This is a genomic window from Chitinophaga solisilvae, from assembly GCF_009928525.1.
GTDB classification, from domain to species: domain Bacteria; phylum Bacteroidota; class Bacteroidia; order Chitinophagales; family Chitinophagaceae; genus Chitinophaga; species Chitinophaga solisilvae.
The window spans coordinates 12645-32143 of the sequence record NZ_JAABOK010000022.1; the positions used below are offsets into that span (position 1 = coordinate 12645).

The window sequence follows — 19499 nt, forward strand, 5'->3', positions numbered from 1 at the left end:
TAAAATAAAATTTTATTACTTCAGATGAAGATCACTGATGATGCCATCAATTTTTTTATCCAGTTCGGCTGTTACTTTATCGAAGTTTTCAACGCTGTCCAGCGGGGCGTTAACGCTGAAATAGAATTTAATTTTAGGTTCTGTTCCGGAAGGGCGGGCAGATATTTTATCGCCGCTGGCCAGCACGAACTGCAGTACATTGGATTTGGGCAGGTCGAGGGCTTTGATTTCGCCGGTACGGATATCTTTCACCTGCTGCAGCTGGTAATCGTACAGCGTGACCACTGCTGATCCGTTGATGGATGCTGGCGGGTTTTCGCGGTATCCGCGCATCATTTCAGCGATTTCTTCCGCACCGCGCATACCTTTCTTGGTGATCGATATCAGGTGTTCCTTGTAATATCCGTAACGGAGGTATATATTGATCAGCAGTTCAAACAGGGATTTGCCCTGGCTGCGGGCAAAGGCGGCCATTTCGCAGATCATGGCTACGGAGGAAACGGCGTCTTTATCCCGGATGTTGTTACCGATCATATAGCCGTAAGATTCTTCCCCGCCGCATATAAATCTTTCCTGTGGCTCTTTACGGCGGATCAGGTCAGCGATCCATTTGAAGCCGGTGAGCGTATTATAGCAGCTGATATTATTTTTCGCCGCGAAAACGTCTATCAGGTCGGAGGTCACCACTGTTTTGGCGATGAAATCGTTCGGCTGCTGCAAGCCTTTCTGCTTGCGGCCTTCCACGATGTAGTTGAACAGCAGTACGCCGGTCTGGTTACCATTGAGCAGTACCCAGTTACCTTTCAGGTCTTTAACGGCGATGCCTACACGATCAGCATCCGGGTCAGTACCCAGGAGTATGTCTGCATCCAGTTCCTTGGCCTTTTTGAGGCCCAGGCTCATGGCTTCGGACTCTTCCGGGTTAGGATACACTACGGTAGGGAAGTTGCCGTTGGGAGTGGCCTGTTCTTCCACGATGGTTACGTTGGTAAAGCCGAAACGCTTCAGTATTTCGGGCACCATGGTGATACCTGTGCCATGGATGGGCGTATATACTATTTTCAGGTCGTGCTGCTCTCTGTTGATCTCAGGGTTGATAGACAGGCTTTGCAGTTCGCTGAGGTAGGCTTCGTCTATCTCTTTACCGATGAGGGTGATATTGGATTCGCCGCCGCTCCACTTTACCTCATCCGGAGAGGAGATGTTTTCCACCTCGCGGATCACGTTTTTATCATGCGGGGGCACCAGCTGGGCGCCGTCGTTCCAGTAGGCTTTGTAGCCGTTGTATTCCTTCGGGTTGTGGGAGGCGGTCAGCACCACACCGCCGTGGCAGTGCAGGTGGCGGATCGTGAAAGACAGCTCCGGCGTAGGGCGCAGGCTTTCGAACAGAAATACCTTGATGCCGTTGGCTGCGAACACATTGGCAGCTGTTTCTGCAAAGAAGCGGGAATTGTTGCGGCTGTCGTGTGCCAGCGCCACTTTTATCTCTTCCTTGGGGAAAGCCTGTTTAAGATAATTGGCAAAGCCCTGTGTGGCCATGCCTACAGTATATTTATTCATGCGGTTGGTACCCACACCCATAATACCTCTCAGACCTCCGGTACCAAATTCAAGGTTACGGTAAAAAGCGTCGTTCAGCTCATCGGGGTTACCTTCCTGCAGTTTCCTGACCGCGGCAATGGTGTCGGCGTCATAGTTACCGTTGAGCCACTGCGCTACTTTGTTTTGAATAGTAGTATCCATATTTGGTGTACATTTTTGTGAGCACTGCCGCTCAAATGGATTGTAAAGTAAAAATAAAAAAACGAATGTGGGAAATTCCACCAGTTCAAATTCATTGAAAATCGTCCGTAATGGTTAATTTTGCAATATGAGGCGGTATGAAGATACTTATAAACAAAAAGGATTACGCAGACAGCTAGTTGATAGTATCCGTCAGAAAGGCATTACAGATGAAAACGTACTGGCGGCCATCAACAACATCCCCCGGCATTTTTTCCTGGATACAGCTTTTGAAAGTATAGCCTACGACGACCGGGCATTCCCTATCGGGGAAGGCCAAACGATTTCGCAGCCATACACGGTAGCTTATCAGACCCAGTTACTGGAAGTAAAACCCTACGAGAAAGTACTGGAAATAGGTACCGGCAGTGCCTATCAGGCCTGCGTGCTGGCAGAGCTGAAAGCTAACGTATTCACCATCGAAAGGCAGAAACGGCTTTTCGACCAGGTAAAGCTGTTCCCTTTCAAGAGCAAATATCCCAATCTGCGCTTCTTCTACGGCGATGGCTATGAAGGGTTATCTTCCTATGCTCCCTTCGATAAGGTGCTGGTCACTGCCGCAGCGCCGCATATCCCCGAAAAGCTTCTCCAGCAGATGAAAATCGGCGGAAAAATGGTCATCCCCGTAGGTGGCCAGGAAGTACAACGTATGTTGCGCATCACCAAAGTCAGCGATACGGAAACAGACCAGGAGCTGTTTGATAATTTTTCGTTTGTGCCGATGCTGGCAGGGAAAAAATAAATTAATTACGAATTACGAATTGCGAATTACGAATGAGGAGCGAAGATTTAAGCGGATACACATTTAATCTTCGCTTTTCATTCGTAATTCGCAATTCGTAATTCGTAATTTCTCACAACCTTCCTCTTTCCTTCGGCTTCTCTTCCTCTTCTCCTTCTTCTTCCCCGTGTTTTTTCTTTTTAAACAGGTTAGGATCCATCTTGCCGAAGCGGTAGCGTATATTGATACGAACGAAGCGGGTAGGCCGTTTACGGTCGTAGTCCTGTATGAATACGGGTGTTTCGTAGTGGGAGCTGAACTGCTGGGTGTTCAGCAGGTCGGAAACGTTGAGGGCAATGACCAGGGCTTTATTTTTCAGCAGTTCCTTACGCAGGCCGAGGTCCATGCCGTTCATGGCGCGGAAGGTGCCCTGCGGCTGGATGCGCGGGGAGCGGTAATGGCCGCTCAGCTCTATACTGAACCTGGCGGGCAGGCGGAACTGGGTGTTGGCGTTGATACCGTAGCTGAAGTTTTCATTGCTGACGGCTATGCTGGTCAGCTTATTATATTCCAGGTTCAGGTTGGCATTGGCCTTCCACCACTTGAAGAGATGAATGCTGTAGGAGATGTTACCGCCCATATTCTGCTGGGTGGCCAGGTTCATTGGTCTGGTGGTGGTGACGCCGGTAATGGTGTCCAGGGTGCTGATGCGGTCAATGTTGTCATTGGTTTGCGCATAGTAGGTGCTGGTGCTGAAATAGTTATTGGTTTTAGGGTAATATACGGAATAGCTGACCTCAAACTTATGGGAGAGGGCGGGCTGCAGCTCCGGATTGCCGGTGCGGATATTCTGCGGATCAGCATTGTTGACGTAAGGTAGCAGCTGATCAAAGTTAGGACGGTCTATACGGGTGGAATAGTTGAATACCAGGCTCTGGTGCTGGTTTTTAGGCATGTTGTATTTCAGGAATACACTGGGAAAAAGGTTGAAAAAGCGGTTGTCCACGGTAGTATCACGGGAGAAGGAATAGCCCTTCAGAAAGGATTGTTCCGCCCGGACGCCCACCTGGTAGCCCAGATTGCCGATGGCGCCGGCATAGTTGATATAGCCGGCGTGAATATCTTCTTCATAATCGTATTTGTTGGACAGCTGCGGGCTTTTCTCAAACTGCTGCAGGTCTGCACGGAAGAGCATGGCCGTATAGTCGTTGCCGATATGCCGGAAGGTACTCTTGACGCCCGCCTCCAGTTTGGATTTGCGGCCCAGCGGAGTGGTGTAGTCTGACTGCAGGTTCCAGAACCGGTTGCGGTTATCGCCGGTGTTCTGCTGCCAGGTGGAATCTGACGGAGCGGCCAGTTTGCGGTACCGGGTGCGGTAATCGCTGTTGCTGTTGCTCCGGTTGCCGCTGTAGCTGATGTAGGCAGTCAGTTCCTCGTTGGGCTTTTTGAAGGTATGCTTGTAGTTCAGGCTGGTATTGTTGTTGACGCTGCTGCCATGGCTGGTATTATAGCGGTTGCCGTCGCGGATGGTTTCCCGCGCGGCATTCTGATAATGAAGGAAGATATGATCGTCATTATCATTATTGTTGCGGTTGACGCCCTGAGCGATGGTAAAGGTGTTGTGATCATCCAGGAAGTAATCGAATCCGAAACGTCCGCCATGATTGCCGTTGCTGTTATTATTGCTGCTGGTCTGGGAGAAGTAGGAGGTCTGCCCGCTGTCGGGGATCAGGTTCTGACGGTTGCTGAAGCCGCTGCCGCCGAGCGATTCATAGCGGCCCTGGTAGTTGCCGAAGAAGTTAAACCGGCGTAGCCGCAGGCTGGCATTGGCGCTGCCGTTTACCTGTCCGAGGGTGGCTGCGCCGGCATTGAACATGACGTTATACCCGATGGCTTTATCTTTTTTGAGTACGATATTGATGATACCGCCGCCGCCCTGGGCTTCAAATTTGGCGGAAGGGTTATTGATAACTTCCACGCGCTCTATGCTTTCTGCGGGAATCATCTGCAGCGCTGTTTTGGCGTCTCCGAAGGGAGAGGGCTTGCCGTCTACATAAATGGTCACACTTTTCCCGCGCAGCGTTATATTATCATCGATGTCTACATCCACGCTGGGGATGTTTTTCAGTATATCCGTTCCCGTACCGCCTTCAGCGTTAATCATGCTGCCGGCATCAAATACCTGGCGGTCTATCTGCATGGAAAACCCGGGTTTCTCTGCCTTGATTTCCACTGCGTTCAGCACTTTGCCGGCTGTCTGCAGGCGGAGGGTGCCTGCCAGCGTATTTTTTCCGGCTATTACCCTGACGGCTTTCTCCAGTTTGTCATATCCCATGAAGGTGATACGCAGCACGTAGATGCCGGGTGTTACCCTGTCAAAACTGAACATACCGGCCGGCGTGGTGTACATGCCGGATACCATGGAGGAATCGGACTGCTGCAGCAATACCACAGAAGCGTATTCCACAGGTCTGGAGGTGGCCGCATCCACAATTTTACCGGAAATTTTCCAGGTGGTAGTCAATGGCGTTTGTGCGTTAACGTTAGATACGGCAATGAATAGCAACAACAATAATAGCAGATGTGTTCGCATGCTTGATTCTGGAAGATAGATAGTACGAGTTACGTTATAAAAGTAACAGGCAGGCGTTTAAACGTTGACTAATTATGATGAATGGTACATTAAAAAAGATAGCCGGCAGTGCGCATCAGCGCTGACTCTGCCGGCTTCTTGGGTTGCATTCACCTTCTTCTGATGTTAAAAGCTCTGCATCTGGTCGCCCATCTGCATATCATTGCCTTGTGATCTTTTCTTTTTAAAGAGGGAGGCGTCGAATTTTCCGAAACGGTAGCTGAAGTTCAGCTTCAGTATGCGGGATTCGCGCTTCCGGATGTAATCCTGTGCAAAGGCCGGTGTGAGCTGGTTCAGCTCATACTGCCGCGTATTGAAAACATCTGAGAGGGAGAGGGTTACCGAAGCTGCCTTACTTTTCAGGAAATCCTTTCTGATGGCCAGGTCTACGGTACTAAAGCCTTTGATGGTGCCCTGCGAAGAGGTTGGGATCATCATGAAGCCTCCACCGCCACCGCCGCGTCCGCCACCACCGCCGGAAGAAGGCAGTGCAATGGCCGGCGCCTGGTAGGTAGCGCTCACCTGCACGGTGAAATTGGCCGGCAATTTTGTTTCGGAGTTAATTTTTGCCAGCCAGCTGAATCCGCTGTTGGTGAAGTGCTGATCGCCGGTATTCACCTGCATATCTGTCTGGTACAGGTTCACATTACTGGTTACATCCCAGCCTTTGAGCACCTGGTTTTTCATAGTGATCTCTGCTCCGTAGGAATTACTCCTGTTGGCGTTGATAAATTGCGTGAGCAGTGTATCTGCACCAATGGGCGTACTGATGGTGGAAATCATGTTGTTGGTATTCCTGAAGTAAATACTTCCAATCAGGTTGCTGTTCTTCCAGTTTTTTGCATACGAGAATTCCAGGCTGTTGGTGAATTCTGGTTTCAGGTTTGGATTACCTTCCCGCTGGTTCTGCGGATCGGTGTAATCCCGGTAGGGTATCAGCTGGAAGAAGTTAGGCCGGTTTACCCGGCGGGAATAATTCAGCTGCAGTTCCTGGTCATGTTTGAACTTCTGAGAGAGGTATACGCTGGGAAAGAAGCCCGGCACAGCTTTGGTGGGTTTGTATTTGGTGCCCTGATTCTCGCCGGCATATACATACTGCTCTACGCGTAATCCTGCCTGATAACCGAAATTGCCGATGGTGCTGGAAAAATTCGCGTATCCTGCATATATTTCCTCGTTGTATTTGTAGCTGGTAGACAACTGCGCATTCGGCAGCATATGACCGGTAAGCGTATCTTTATCGAATACATTGTAGGCGCTGGAATAGTCTCTGAGTGTGACTTTAGCGCCTGCTTCCAGTTTTCCGTTCTTGCCTACAGGGTTGACATAATCTGTTTGTATGGTGATGAAGGTAGTTTTGCCGGCGGAGTTGTTGGTCTGGAATAATGACTGTCCAAGTGGCTGCCCCAGGGGATTCCTGGCCTGTGTAACATATTCTCCGTTACGGTCATTATTGCTTTTGTTGAAGTTCAGATCAGCGGACCATTCCTTGTTGGGTTTAGCGTAGGTATGCTTGAAACCCAGCGCTGTAGTATAGTTGCGGAAACTGAATTCATTGTTGTTGAGCCGGTCACTGATACCGGTAATGATATGGTTCCTGTCAGCAAAAGTGCTGATAAGGTCTTCATTATTTTTGAAATTTCCTGCAACAATATTCTGTGATAGGGAGATGGTGTTGCGGTTGTCGATGGCATAATCTGCACCGAAGCGGCCAAACTGGAACAACGGTTTACTGTTGCTGTTACTGTTCTGGAGCAGGTAATTGGTATCGGCGCCTTTATTGCTGAAATTGGTGCGGCTGGTGGTTCCGTCGCCCCAGCTCTGGTTGGCGTTGATATTGTAATTGGCGAACACATTGAATTTCCCCTGACGTATATTGATATTGCCGCCGCCGTTGTATTTGTTGCCGGTGCCTATACCTGCGTTGACAGAGCCGTTGAAGCCGGCCTTCCTGTTTTTCTTCAGTACTATGTTGAGAATGCCGGACATCCCTTCTGCATCATAACGTGCAGATGGATTGGTGACCAGTTCTACGCTTTCAATAGCATCGGCAGGAATCTGATCGAGGGTGAGTGTGGATGGTTTGCCGTCTACAAAAATATTCGGCGCCGCATTGCGGACCGTTACATTCCCGTCCAGGTCTACGTTTACGGAAGGTACATTTTTCAGTACATCCGTGGCTGTACCTCCGACGCTGGTGAGGTTCCTGTCTACATTAAAGACCTTTTTATCGATGCCCATGGTGAAGGCGCTCTTCTGTCCGGTCACTTCCACGCCCTGAAGGGTTTTCACGTTTGCCTGCATTTTGATATTGCCGAGATCCTGTTCAGTGGCCTGCGGGGTAATCATCACTTTTTTCTGCAGACCGGTATAGCCCATGAAGTTGATCCTGATAATGAAAGGTCCGAACGGCAGGTTTTCCAGGTTGAACTCACCGTTTGGTTTGGTGAGCATACCGGTAACCACGGACGAGTCCCGCTGGCGTAAAAGGGCTACAGACGCGTATGGTATCGGTTTGCCGTTGCCGGCATCGAGCAGTTTGCCGTAAAGCCTGCCGATCTGCGGCATGTCAGGACGCCCTGTGCCTCCGGGCCGCTGCTGTGCAGCGGGCTTGCCGGGAGCGGCGGAAGGCGTCTGCGCCAGGGCATGTATCTGCCACATTAATATTCCTGCGATGACTGCGTAACACTTTTTCATCCTTATGATTTTTATCCGGACTGCTTGTCAGATGACAACAAAAATATCCGGCCACCGGGGCGGATGGTCAGATATTGTGATGAACGGATAGAATACCGCAGGAAACCGGCAAAAGCAGCGCTAAAAGGTCTTAACAGTAGTTAACAAAGACCTTGTCTTAACACTAGTTAACACTGGTGTTTACAGGAAATAATGAAAGAGGAGAGCTGCCGTACCGCTGATAAAACCGGTGAGTGCGCCCAGCCATTTAAAGCTGCGTAGTTCACGGTGCAGCAGTTGCGTGGTAGTGGCTTCCAGCTGGGTGGCTGAAATGCCGGCTATCTTATCTGACACAATTTTTTTCAGGTCCAGTTCCTGTTCAATATTATCGAGGTATTGACTGATCATCACCGGGAACAATGTGTCCAGTTCTGCTACCAGCAAGGTTTTGATCTGGTTCACAATACTGTCGCCGATAAACATGGAAAGTACGGGCATGGCTTTCGGGAGTTTCTCCCGGAGGAAGGTATCCAGGTGAGCTTCCACCACCGGAATAATAGCTTTTACTTTTTCAGGGTCTGTGAGTTTTGTTCTGATGGCCGCGAAAGAGAATAGCTGCTCTCCGGCAAAAGTACCAATCTGTTGGGCGAGGGCCTGTTGTCTTTTAGGGAATACGCCCTGCAGGGTTATGAATCCCAGTTTTACCGGTTGTACCGGACGGAAAAGCATTTTAACCGCCAGACTGTTCAGGAGCCAACCGATACATGCAGTAATAACAGGAAGAAGATATATCATGAAAAGTGATCGTTAATAGTGAAATAGCACAAGCGCAAAACTAAGATAAATAATTAAACACAGTAGTTACGGCTGAACCGGTTCTGTAGTTGAACTGATACGGGGTACCCAAAACAACGGATTATTTTCTGCTGTGCAAAACAATTAAGTATAGGCGTTACCGTTATTAGTATGCGGATGCATATATTATCTGTGAAAAAAAATGAAAACCGGAGAAAAACAACCGGAAAGGAGAGAGGAGAAATACAGAGAAAAGGGCTTCCTCTGCAATAATAAAAAAAGCCCGGAATCTAATGACTCCGGGCTTTTCAGGGTGACTGAGGGGTCTCGAACCCCCGACCCTCAGAACCACAATCTGATGCTCTAACCAACTGAGCTACAGCCACCGTTTTTGTCCCTTCAGCGTGTGTTATTCCGTTGTTGGGAGTGCAAAGATAACACAAACCATTTTTAATTTCCAAATACTTTCTGAAAATTTTTTTCAAAATCTTACATATAGTAATAAGTTGTTGGCGGCGAAAGGCAATAGGGACTTATGCTTGAGGTATTTTTATAATTGGAAAAATTAATCAGAATTACGAATTACGAATTACGAATTGCGAATGAGGAGCGAAGATGAAAGCGAAGAAGTATATTCTTTATCCGCTTTCATCTTCGCTCCTCATTCGCAATTCGTAATTCGTAATTCGTAATTCAATTCCACATATCTTGTATATCCCCTCAAAATCCGTATCTTTGCGCACTTCCCATTACAATTCCCATTTTAATAAGTTATTGAGAATCAGCAGGATGTTAGTGTGCTGGCATCAGAAAGAACCTCATTGGAGGCTTTTTTTGACCCAGGGGGCGTGATATGTTATCCCGGATAAGAAAAAAATGACAATCCCCTTAATATGCCAGACTTTTATAAAGTGATTAATTATTAATTGTATATATATTATGGATCAGCTTAAACTGAAGTTACAGGAGTACTATCAGCGTTACCAGCAATTGGATCAACGGGTGAAACCTGGAAAAGAGGAGCCTGGGAGTGAGGACGTGCTGGACCTGGAGAATGATATTCTCACACAGTTTGGATTACCTACATCACGCCGCTTTGTGCAGATTCTGCATGATTTTGTGCATCATAGTCATGTAAGTGACCAGCTGCTGGATTATGTTAGTAAAAAACTTCGGTCGGCCGCCCGGAAGTATCTGTTAGCCCCTGTCATGTCTGATATAGACCTGCTGGAACAGGCACGTGAACAAAAGCGCAGCCCTTACGATGTACTGCCGGAACTGGGCTATCCCCCACAGGATTATGCCCTGTTCCTGGTAGGAGAATTGTATTACCGCCGTAATATGGCTGCCACAGATATCCTGGAAGAACTGAAGAAGATGCAGCATTTTCACAGCTGGGATGACCTCTCGCTGCTGAGCAAAATTAATAACTATTCTACGCATGAATTATATGTGAAACTCAAAAAGCACGAGCTGCGTTTTATAGATGATTATATACAGCACAGCCGCCGCCAGGAAACATCCAGACTGGTGAACAAACGCGCTACACCGGCAGAAATCGGCTATAAACCGGATTATAAAACCATCACGAAAGTGCAGGTAGAAGATATCATCTTCGATGAACAAACAGCCCCCAGCCTGTTCGGCAAAATCAGAAGCGGCCGGGGATACAGCCGTATCACCATCAGCCTGGAATTTTCTGAGCTGAACCAGATACTGATGAGCAGCGATGAACTCGGCGTGGAAATCAGCAACCATATTAAGAAGCGCCTGGCTAACCCGTCTGCAGAAAAACCAACGGTGATAGATATACGCGCGGAATTCGGAGATGTACTGAAACTGGATAACTGTTACCTGGAAGTGTATAAGCCACAGCATCGCGAAGGTAACAAGTGGGTGGAAGACAAGGATAACTTCTACTTCGTGGATAAGATCCTTACTAAAAAGGAATTTGAAAAACGCAGCAAGGAAGCGGAAGTACAGCGCAAAATACAGGAATGCCTGGAACTGATCGGAGGCTCTTACGTATACTACCAGCGGCTTCGCCGCCTCGGTATTACAGACGATGAAGCCAAACTCCGTGCAGGATTGCAGGACGAGCTGTTATTCAAGCTGTCTTTCTTTCTGAATAAAGTTAAAATGTAGTTTGTTTTAGTGTGTAAATGTTAAGCAGCCACGCCTTGCGCGTGGCTGCTTTTTTTATGCCAGCTTCTGTGTGAAGTGATGGGCTGAAATATAAAATCCCTGCTGATGATACAGCTTGTGCGCCGGCCATAACGCATGCCCGGAATCCAGCTGCAGGATGGTCAGTCCTTCGGCCAGCGTCAGTTCACGGATATGCTGCAGCAGGAGGGAGGCGTATCCTTTTCCGCGGTATTCCGGCAAGGTGGCCAGGTCGTCTATATAAATAAACTTCCCGCTGTGCAGGGTTTGCTTTTGTCTGAAGCCTGCGAAGGCAACTGCTTTTGAAGGATCTTCGTCGGCGGTAAGGTATACCAGCCGGTATCCGGATGCCTGCATTTCCTTCACCTGCGGCAGCACATCTTCCGGAAGAATATGAGGCCGCAGGGTGCGGATAACGTCGGTGCAGGCCAGTATAGCAGCGTCGCTGACAGCGTTTAATACGGTACGCATAGGTGATATTTTTTAGTGATGTTGACCTGGTATTCTACGGGAGGAAATACCGATACGGTTCCACGCATTGATGGTAACAACCGCCATAATCAGCTGCGTGGTAGTTTCCTGCCCGAACTGCGCCAGCGCTTTTGCATAGGTGCCATCTGTCAGCCCTGCTTTACTGATATGCGTAATTTCTTCTACCATCGTGAGTATGATTCTTTCTGCTTCGCTGAACTGTGGTGACTCTTTCCATACCGGCAACAGATAAAGCCGCTGCGCTGTTTCTCCTGCAGTGAGCGCATCCTGCGAATGCTTGTCCAGGCAATAGGCGCAGCCATTCAGCTGAGAAGCCCGTACCCGTATCATTTCCATATGTAAGGGAGATATATCTGTCGCAGCCAGGTATTCCTCCAGTGCCAGCATCGCTTTGAATGCTGCGGGTTGTACCTGTTTGAGTAGAAATCTTTCTTCCATCCGTTTATTTTTTGTAAAAGTATTCCTCTACTGGACTATCTTAGTAGTCCACATTTAAATTGACAGATAGTCCAGATGCTGCCTTACGAAACATTGATACAGATTGATAAAACACTGCGCCTGCCGGTGTATCAGCAGATTGCTAACCGCTTTGTTGCCCTGATACAGGAAGGCATCCTGAAGCCCGGGCTGGTGCTACCCGGCAGCCGTGTGCTGGCGGAGCAATTGCAGCTGCACCGCAGAACCGTGGTGGCGGCTTATGAAGAGCTGATCAGCCAGGACTGGATCGTTTCGATGCCGCGCAAAGGCGTGATGGTAGCCACTAATCTGCCGGTTATCAGACCGCGTTCTTTTCAGGCGCAGGCCTCTCCGTACCAGCAGGGGCCGGGATTTTCCTTTGCTGCCGTGCCTTCGCTGCCCATGTATCCCGGCCCGGGACCCAAAGCAGGTACTATCATTGTCAATGACGGGTTCCCGGATGTGCGGGAAGCGCCGCTGGAAGCCTGGATAAAGGAGTGCAGATCGGTGGTGCAAAGTCCGCGGTACGGCAGAATGCTTACTCACGGCGGGCCGGAAGGTAGCCTGACTTTACGGTCGGAGATGGTGAAATACCTCGGTGGCACCCGTGGCCTTTCTATCAGTACTGGTAATGTGATGATTACCCGCGGCGCGCAGATGGCGATATATCTGGCCGCGGCCATGCTGATAAAAAAAGGAGACTACGTGATTGTAGGCAAACCGGATTATTTTTTTGCAGACATGTGTTTTGAACAGCTGGGAGCCCGACTGCTGCACGTGCCTGTAGATCAGGATGGTATTGATATTGACGCCGTAGAAACGCTGTGCCGCACCAGAAAAATACGTATGCTGTATGTTATCTCCCATCATCATCATCCGACAACGGTTACCCTGAGTGCGGAACGCCGCATGAAACTACTGAAGATCATCCGGCAATACCGCCTGGCGGTAATAGAAGATGATTATGATTACGACTTCCACTACAACTCTTCTCCCATTGTACCGCTGGCGAGTGCGGACCATGGCGGAAATGTGATCTACATCGGCTCTTTCACCAAATCGCTGGGCCTGTCTGTACGCATAGGCTTTATGGTAGCGCCGCCGGCTTTTATCCATGGCGCCGGCGCCTTGCGGCGGCTGATGGATCTGCGGGGTGATAACCTTACGGAAGAAGCACTGGCCCGCCTGCTGGCGGATGGCACAATAGAAAGACATCTGAAGAAGTCCAACAAGCTGTATCATGAGCGGCGTGATCTGCTGAGCGATCTGCTGACAACAGAGCTGAGTCATGCAGCCAGCTTTGCCGTGCCTTCCGGTGGAATGGCCATCTGGCTGAAGTTTGCGAAGAAGTATCCGTTGCCTGCATTGTCTGAAAAGGCAGCGCGGCTGGGATTGCGCATTACATCAGGTGAGCAGTATGCCTATGGCAGCAAGCCGCTGAATGCGCTGCGCTTTGGCTTTGCCTCGCTGAACAAAAAAGAACTGACACAGGCAGTAGCTATCCTGAAGCAGCTTACCGGGAAATAAATTTTATTAAGTTTGAAGAAAAAACCAACACATGGAAGAACTGACACTAGGCACCGGATCAAGGGTACAGCATGCGCATTACGGCCCAGGCGTGATTGTAGGCGTTAAGTACGCACAGTACCGGGTTACCTTTATGGATCATGGTATCAAGATGATTGATAAAACAGACCCGCTCTTTGAAGTGCTGGTAGCGGAGAATGCTACGCCGGAAGTAGAAACGGCTTCCGATATGGAAACTTCCCTGCTGAAAATATTACGGCTCTGGGGGGGTATTACAGAAGTGGTGCCGCTGGGCGACCGCTGGCGCAATGGCACACTGGTACTGCAACCCGCCGATGCTTCCATGAAAGCCAAGGAAGTGCCTATAGAAACCTTCTTCCATAAAATAGTTATGCTGCGCGACCGCCTGCGGGTGCTGGAACAAAATATCAACAGCCATAAAGTACTTACAGATGAAGAGAAGGTGAACATGCAGCAGTATATTACGCGTATATACGGATCACTGACTACTTTCAACGTATTGTTCCGAGATAAGGAACATTGGTTCACCGGAGAAAAGGGGAGTAACGACTAATGGCTGATGCTCTTCGGGTAGATCTTCTCCAGTGCCCACCTGTAGGCTGTGAGAGAATGGTGCACGAAGATATTTTTACCATCAAAGGGAAACGCTTCATCATAGCCGGTAACCGGATAGAGAATTACCGGAGCGCCTGCCGGCGTGTAGTGGTGGCTGTTGATGAACGGCGGCCTGCTATACGCCGGCAGTAGTTTTTTTACACGGGAGTAGGCGATTTTACCAAGTACGCGTTGCAGGCGCCGGCTGCTTCGTTTCATCGGGCGGCTGAGGCGGCCGTAGGTATAGCTCAGCGCCAGGTTCACGGGAAACTTTTGTTTGCGGATGGTTTTCCTGATATTCATAAAGGGGTTAACCGGAGAGAAGTCATGCGGCGTCTGTACAGAAAAAGGCGTTTCCGGTACCCAGTCACGGCCGTTGACCACGCGTAATCCCCATCCGTCGCGGGTGATGAAATCATAATCATAGGCGTAGGCCTGGTTGCCCGGTTTAGGTGCTGCGCTGCAGTAGGTTTTAAGTACCAGGTCTTTGGGAAGATCTTCGCGGTAATAGAGACAGGACCTTACCAGGAAAGCGATGGCGCCGCCCTGGCTATGGCCGGCAATAATAAATTCGTGTATGCCCTGCCGGTAGTATTCCAGTATGTGTTCCACCATATCCGGGACCATGGCAGCTGTTGCCAGCATCCAGCCGGCATGAACGCCCGCCTGCGGATCGGCGGCAACCTGGTAGTTAAAGCGGGTACTGTTATTCAGCTGAAGAACGCCTTTCGCCGGAATCATGCCCGCATAGAGGTTTTCCAGCCAGGAGGCAGCTGTGCCGTTGGTACCCCTGATCGCAATAACTCCTGTGCCCTTCTTTGTATTCAGCCAGAAATCCCAGCGGTTTACCAGCCCTGTTTCGGGGGAGCGGTAAGTCATTTCATAGTCTGCCGGCGCTTTCTGCCGCAGGCTTTCCGCCGAAGTATCCCGTTGCAGGGAAAACATCTTCAGCAGATCGCTGTATTCTTCCGGATCAAAATATGGGTGTAAATGTTGGGCAAATGCGATTTCTCTTCCAAAAAATAAAAATAGAAAACTGATCAGTGAAAGACGGAACATCATTGGAAATTACGAATTACGAATTGAGAATGGCGAACAAAATTACAATGAATGTAAAAATCTTTGGATGAAACTACAACAATTACCGGGATCAGGTTGTTCTAAAAGCTATTAACTTCCGGCCCTAAATTAAAATTGTATGTCTAAGAGAATAGAGCATGATTTTCTGGGGGAGAAAGAAATACCGCAAGATGTGTATTATGGCATCCAGACCCTCCGCGCACTGGAGAATTTTCATATCACGGGCATCCCGCTGAAGGTGGAACCGCTCTTTGTGCAGAGCCTGGGGTATGTGAAGAAAGCCGCAGCTATGGCTAACCGTGACCTGGGGGTGCTGGACAAAAACATTGCGGAGTACATTATCAAGGCGAGCGACAGGGTGATAAAAGGAGAATTCAATGATCAGTTTCTTAGTGATCTGATCCAGGGAGGCGCCGGTACTTCTGTTAATATGAATGCCAATGAAGTGATTGCCAATGTTGCGCTGGAGATGATGGGTAAGGAAAAAGGGCAGTATGAATTCTGCCATCCGAACAATCACGTCAACTGTTCACAGTCTACCAACGACGCATATCCTACTGCTTTTCGTATAGCTCTTATTCTGAAGCTGGCTGTGTATAAGGATATACTGGGCAAGCTGGCAGATGCTTTTGATACTAAGGGAGATGAATTCCAGAATGTGCTGAAGATGGGCCGTACACAACTGCAGGATGCGGTGCCGATGAGCCTCGGCGATGAGTTCAAGGCTTTTGCCACCAACCTGAAAGAAGAGTTGTCCCGCATAGAAGACAGCAAGCGGCTGATCGCTGAAATCAATATGGGGGCTACTGCCATCGGTACGCGCGTGAATGCGCCGGATGGTTATGCGGAGCTGGTGACCCGCTACCTGTGCGAGGTAACCGGTCTGGAACTGAAGCTGGCAGAAAACCTGATAGAAGCTACCAACGATACCGGCGCTTACGTACAGCTGTCCGGCGTATTGAAACGTACTGCTGTAAAAGTTTCAAAAATATGCAATGACCTCCGTTTGTTATCATCCGGACCACGGGCAGGGCTAAACGAAATTAACCTGCCGCCGATGCAGCCGGGATCTTCCATTATGCCGGGTAAGGTCAATCCTGTTATTCCGGAGGTGGTGAATCAGACAGCCTACTATGTGATCGGGGCAGACCTGACGGTAACGATGGCCGCAGAAGCAGGACAGTTGCAGCTCAACGTAATGGAGCCGGTTATTTCCTTTGCGTTGTTTACTGCCATCACCTATATGGGTAATGCATGCCGTACGCTGCGTGAGAAATGTGTACTGGGCATTACTGCCAATGCAGAACACACCAAACAGATGGTGATGAACAGCATCGGTATCGTAACGCAGCTCAACCCTATCCTGGGTTATGAGAAATCTGCGGGTATTGCCAGGGAGGCCCTGGAAACAGGTAAATCTGTACATGATATTGTTGTTAAAGAGAAGAAATATATTACACAGGAGAAGTGGGACGAGATATTCACGTTCGATAATATGATCAGACCTCAGTTTATTCAATAACCATAGCAGCCGTGCCGGTGTGATGGTATGGCTGATATATTGCTGCAGCCGGCGCGTATGCCTGCGGTGTGAGCGCCGGCTGTAATTTTCCCCGGAATCACTATCTTCAGAGATATACTATTCATATGATCTGGTTAGAATTCGCAATCCTGTTGGCCGCCATATTAGTTGGCGCGCGTATGAAAGGCATCGGTCTGGGAGTAATGGGTATGGTGGCCTTAGCCGTTTACATTTTCCTGTTCCGGATGCGTCCTGCGGATCCGCCTATTGATGTGATGCTGATTATTCTGGCGGTGGTTACCACAGCCGCCACCCTGCAGGCAGCGGGAGGCATGGATTACCTGGTGCGGCTGGCCGAAAAGATATTGCGCAGCAAACCTTCCCTGATCGTATTAATGGGCCCCCTGGTTACTTATTTCTTCACGTTGTTTGCCGGTACGGCGCATATTACCTATTCCCTGTTACCCATTATTGCGGAGGTATCTACCAAGAAGCGGATCAGACCGGAACGCTCGTTGAGCATCTCTGTGATATCTGCGCACCTGGCTATTACCGCCAGCCCCATATCTGCTGCCACAGCGGCGCTGCTGACCATTCTCAGTGGAAAAATGGAGCTGCTTGACATCATGAAGGTATGTATCCCTGCCACCATTATCGGTACATTGGCCGGCGTAGCGGTATGCTGGAAGAAGGGGAAGGACCTGGATAAAGACCCCGTATTCCTGGAGCAGATGAAGGATCCTGCCTTTGCTGCCAGCATCAATGCGGATGTAGAAGAAAGCCGGGAGCCGCTGAAGCCGGGCGCTAAAACCTCTGTTATCATCTTTGCGCTGGCAGTACTGCTGATTGTACTGGTAGGCGCATTCCCCAATATGCTGCCTTCTTTCGGGGAAGGAGCGGGCAACCTGTCTGTAGATGCAAAAGGGCATGTGAAAATGGCTGCTGTCATTGAGCTGGTGATGCTGGCTTCTGCCGCCGTCATGATGCTGATTACCCGTACCTCTGCTGCGCAGGTGGCCAAGGCCAGCCTGTTTAACTCCGGTGCTCAGGCAGTGGTGTCTATCTTTGGCGTGGTGTGGATGAGCGCTACCTTCATGCAGACCAATGCCGCCGTTATTGAAGCAACACTGGGCGATATGGTAAGGGCCGCCCCCTGGACCTTTGCCATTGCGCTGTTTATACTCAGTATCTTATTATTCAGCCAGGCGGCTACCACCAAGGCGCTGATGCCGTTGGGTATGTCGCTGGGCATCGCGCCGGCGCATCTTATCGCGATGTTCCCGGCTGTAAACGGCGATTTCTTTTTACCAGGCTATCCTACGCTGCTGGCAGCTATTAACTTCGACCGCACCGGCAGTACCCATATCGGAAAATTCCTGGTGAACCATAGCTTTATGATACCCGGATTAGTCAGTGTAGCCGTTTCTGTTGCCGCCGGATTTTTCCTGGCCGGTATACTGGTGTAGGAAACGCTTTCTATCGATACGATATTTATTTAAACTCCAAACCTAACCGTTATGCATACACGCAATTGGCTGGTAGCCTGCATGCTGTTATTTTCCGCCACTGCGACAGGGCAGCACCAGGAATCACGGCAGGATTCGGCGTATAAACCGCTTATTCCTATTAACAAGGTGGCGCTGCTGAATAATATCGATGTGATTGCAAATATGAGGTTCGCTTTCCGCAATGACTTCCAGGAAGGGACCTACACCGGCTCCCGGTTTGTGAATGAACAGTTCCGCCTGGAAATAAAAGGAAAGGTATTGGATAAGTTATATTTCCGGTTCAGAGACCGATACACCCGTGATCCCATGACCCAGTCCGTTGATAATCTCAGCCGTTCCACAGACCTGGCCTACCTACGCTTTGATCCTAACGAACACTGGAAAATATATGCAGGTAAACTTTGTGCAGACTGGGGAGGTATTGAGTTTGATGATAACCCGATAGAAATTTATGAGTATACGGATATGATAGAGTTTGCAGATAACTTTCTCTCCGGCGCCGGCGTTGGCTATCTGCCCAACAAAAATCATGAATTCACATTCCAGCTGCTGAACAGCAGAACCAAAACCTTTAAGGAACTGTATGATTCCATTCCCGGTATCACAGAAGCTAAATTCCCTTTCGCAGCGGTGATCAACTGGAGAGGTAACCTGTTCAACGGGAAGGTACATACGATCTGGTCCTACAGTATTTTCAAGGAAGCGACCAGTCAGTATATGAACTACATCGCACTGGGTAACTCCCTGATACTGCCCAACTTCAAACTGGACTACGATTTTAAGCTCAGCCTGGAAAACCTGGACCGGAAAACCATTGTCAGCGATTTTATTCCCAATGTGAAGGCAGCGCAAGGCGTTACTTACCTGACGCACTGGATGCGCGCGGATGTGCGGCTCAGCAAGATTGTACATCTGACTGCCACCGGCTTTGTTGATTTTGCCTATTGGAATGGTAACCCTGACCCGGACAAGGATAAGAAACTGCGCACTGCCTGGGGATATATACCGGCAATAGAAGTATACCCTTTTCATAAATATGATCTGAAAGTATATGCCAATATGATTGGCAGAATCTACCGGTATACAGATTACGCACAGGCAAAATTCGGATTGAGGAATACGGATAACTACCGGTTTTCCGTAGGTATTATTACGCCTTTACTGATATTATAATGCAGTAGTGCGCATGGTAATGGTAATGCTGTGCGCGTTGTGCTGTTTTGCCATTCATGTAATAGATGTACATTTTTCGCGTATCCTGAAATGCTTTGCTGTTAAGCATTGTAAGGGGATGTGTGTTGAAAAATGCGCTATTGTTGCAACAAGAATTTTGGTCATCTCATCTTTATTTACTTATTTTATATTCAGTTATTTTTTTACGCGCGGAAAGAAAATTCTACTTTTTGACAAACTATGGTTGACCCAAATGGAAGTTGTTATTCCAGACCCTATTAACTAATTGTTTGTCAGTTTTTACCAGAAGATAGTCATGTTAGAACCAGGAGCAGGGTCGGAAGTACAATGCAGCAG

15 protein-coding genes and 1 tRNA gene are annotated in these 19499 nt (G+C 49.0%); 7 read left to right on the forward strand and 9 right to left on the reverse strand.

Going from position 1 to position 19499, the window contains the following annotated elements:
- Nucleotides 1-15 precede the first annotated feature (15 nt).
- Nucleotides 16-1743 (reverse strand): phospho-sugar mutase, encoded by a 1728-nt coding sequence (locus tag GWG06_RS28160; RefSeq protein WP_160717746.1) that lies wholly within the window; start codon nt 1741-1743, stop codon nt 16-18.
- 127 nt (nt 1744-1870) lie between these two features.
- Here GWG06_RS28160 and GWG06_RS28165 point away from each other — a divergent pair, with 127 nt between their 5' ends.
- Nucleotides 1871-2524, forward strand: coding sequence for a protein-L-isoaspartate(D-aspartate) O-methyltransferase (locus GWG06_RS28165; RefSeq protein ID WP_127035665.1), 654 nt, complete (start codon nt 1871-1873; stop codon nt 2522-2524).
- Between the two features lie 112 nt (nt 2525-2636).
- On the opposite strand, the gene GWG06_RS28170 is transcribed toward GWG06_RS28165, so the two are convergent.
- From GWG06_RS28170 to GWG06_RS28185, 4 genes are all read right to left on the reverse strand, one after another.
- Nucleotides 2637-5096, reverse strand: coding sequence for a TonB-dependent receptor (locus GWG06_RS28170; protein WP_160717748.1), 2460 nt, complete (start codon nt 5094-5096; stop codon nt 2637-2639).
- Nucleotides 5097-5261: 165 nt separating this feature from the next.
- Nucleotides 5262-7832, reverse strand: coding sequence for a TonB-dependent receptor (locus GWG06_RS28175; RefSeq protein WP_127035669.1), 2571 nt, complete (start codon nt 7830-7832; stop codon nt 5262-5264).
- Between the two features lie 180 nt (nt 7833-8012).
- Nucleotides 8013-8606 carry a DUF445 domain-containing protein gene (locus GWG06_RS28180; protein WP_127035671.1) on the reverse strand — a complete coding sequence of 198 codons (594 nt, stop codon included), beginning with the start codon at nt 8604-8606 and terminating at the stop codon, nt 8013-8015.
- 312 nt (nt 8607-8918) lie between these two features.
- Nucleotides 8919-8992: transfer RNA gene (locus tag GWG06_RS28185), tRNA-His, on the reverse strand.
- Nucleotides 8993-9545: 553 nt separating this feature from the next.
- Between GWG06_RS28185 and GWG06_RS28190 the strand changes: the two genes are divergently transcribed.
- Complete coding sequence (locus tag GWG06_RS28190) at nt 9546-10751, forward strand: hypothetical protein (RefSeq protein ID WP_127035673.1); 1206 nt, start codon at nt 9546-9548, stop codon at nt 10749-10751.
- Nucleotides 10752-10805: 54 nt separating this feature from the next.
- On the opposite strand, the gene GWG06_RS28195 is transcribed toward GWG06_RS28190, so the two are convergent.
- Nucleotides 10806-11240, reverse strand: coding sequence for a GNAT family N-acetyltransferase (locus GWG06_RS28195; protein WP_160717750.1), 435 nt, complete (start codon nt 11238-11240; stop codon nt 10806-10808).
- Between the two features lie 12 nt (nt 11241-11252).
- Complete coding sequence (locus tag GWG06_RS28200) at nt 11253-11699, reverse strand: carboxymuconolactone decarboxylase family protein (RefSeq protein WP_160717752.1); 447 nt, start codon at nt 11697-11699, stop codon at nt 11253-11255.
- A 75-nt stretch (nt 11700-11774) separates the two neighbouring features.
- On the opposite strand from GWG06_RS28200, the gene pdxR reads away from it, so the two are divergent.
- Both pdxR and GWG06_RS28210 read left to right on the forward strand, forming a co-directional pair.
- The gene (gene pdxR / locus GWG06_RS28205; RefSeq protein WP_160717754.1) at nt 11775-13244 is read left to right on the forward strand and encodes a MocR-like pyridoxine biosynthesis transcription factor PdxR; all 1470 of its coding nucleotides are present in this window, start codon (nt 11775-11777) and stop codon (nt 13242-13244) included.
- Nucleotides 13245-13275: 31 nt separating this feature from the next.
- A complete protein-coding gene (locus GWG06_RS28210; protein ID WP_160717756.1) occupies nt 13276-13818 on the forward strand; it encodes a hypothetical protein in 543 nt (180 codons plus the stop codon).
- Here the strand turns inward: GWG06_RS28210 and GWG06_RS28215 are convergent.
- A complete protein-coding gene (locus GWG06_RS28215; RefSeq protein WP_160717758.1) occupies nt 13815-14921 on the reverse strand; it encodes a lipase family protein in 1107 nt (368 codons plus the stop codon). The genes GWG06_RS28210 and GWG06_RS28215 overlap by 4 nt on opposite strands.
- 136 nt (nt 14922-15057) lie before the next feature.
- Between GWG06_RS28215 and aspA the strand changes: the two genes are divergently transcribed.
- Nucleotides 15058-16461, forward strand: coding sequence for an aspartate ammonia-lyase (gene aspA, locus GWG06_RS28220; RefSeq protein WP_127035685.1), 1404 nt, complete (start codon nt 15058-15060; stop codon nt 16459-16461).
- Here the strand turns inward: aspA and GWG06_RS30745 are convergent.
- Nucleotides 16455-16586 (reverse strand): hypothetical protein, encoded by a 132-nt coding sequence (locus GWG06_RS30745; protein WP_262888744.1) that lies wholly within the window; start codon nt 16584-16586, stop codon nt 16455-16457. The genes aspA and GWG06_RS30745 overlap by 7 nt on opposite strands.
- On the opposite strand from GWG06_RS30745, the gene GWG06_RS28225 reads away from it, so the two are divergent.
- Nucleotides 16587-17927: an anaerobic C4-dicarboxylate transporter family protein gene (locus GWG06_RS28225; protein WP_127035687.1), complete on the forward strand. Its 1341-nt coding sequence runs from the start codon at nt 16587-16589 to the stop codon at nt 17925-17927.
- A gap of 51 nt (nt 17928-17978) precedes the next feature.
- The gene (locus GWG06_RS28230) at nt 17979-19142 is read left to right on the forward strand and encodes a porin (protein ID WP_127035689.1); all 1164 of its coding nucleotides are present in this window, start codon (nt 17979-17981) and stop codon (nt 19140-19142) included.
- The last annotated feature ends 357 nt before the right edge of the window (nt 19143-19499 follow it).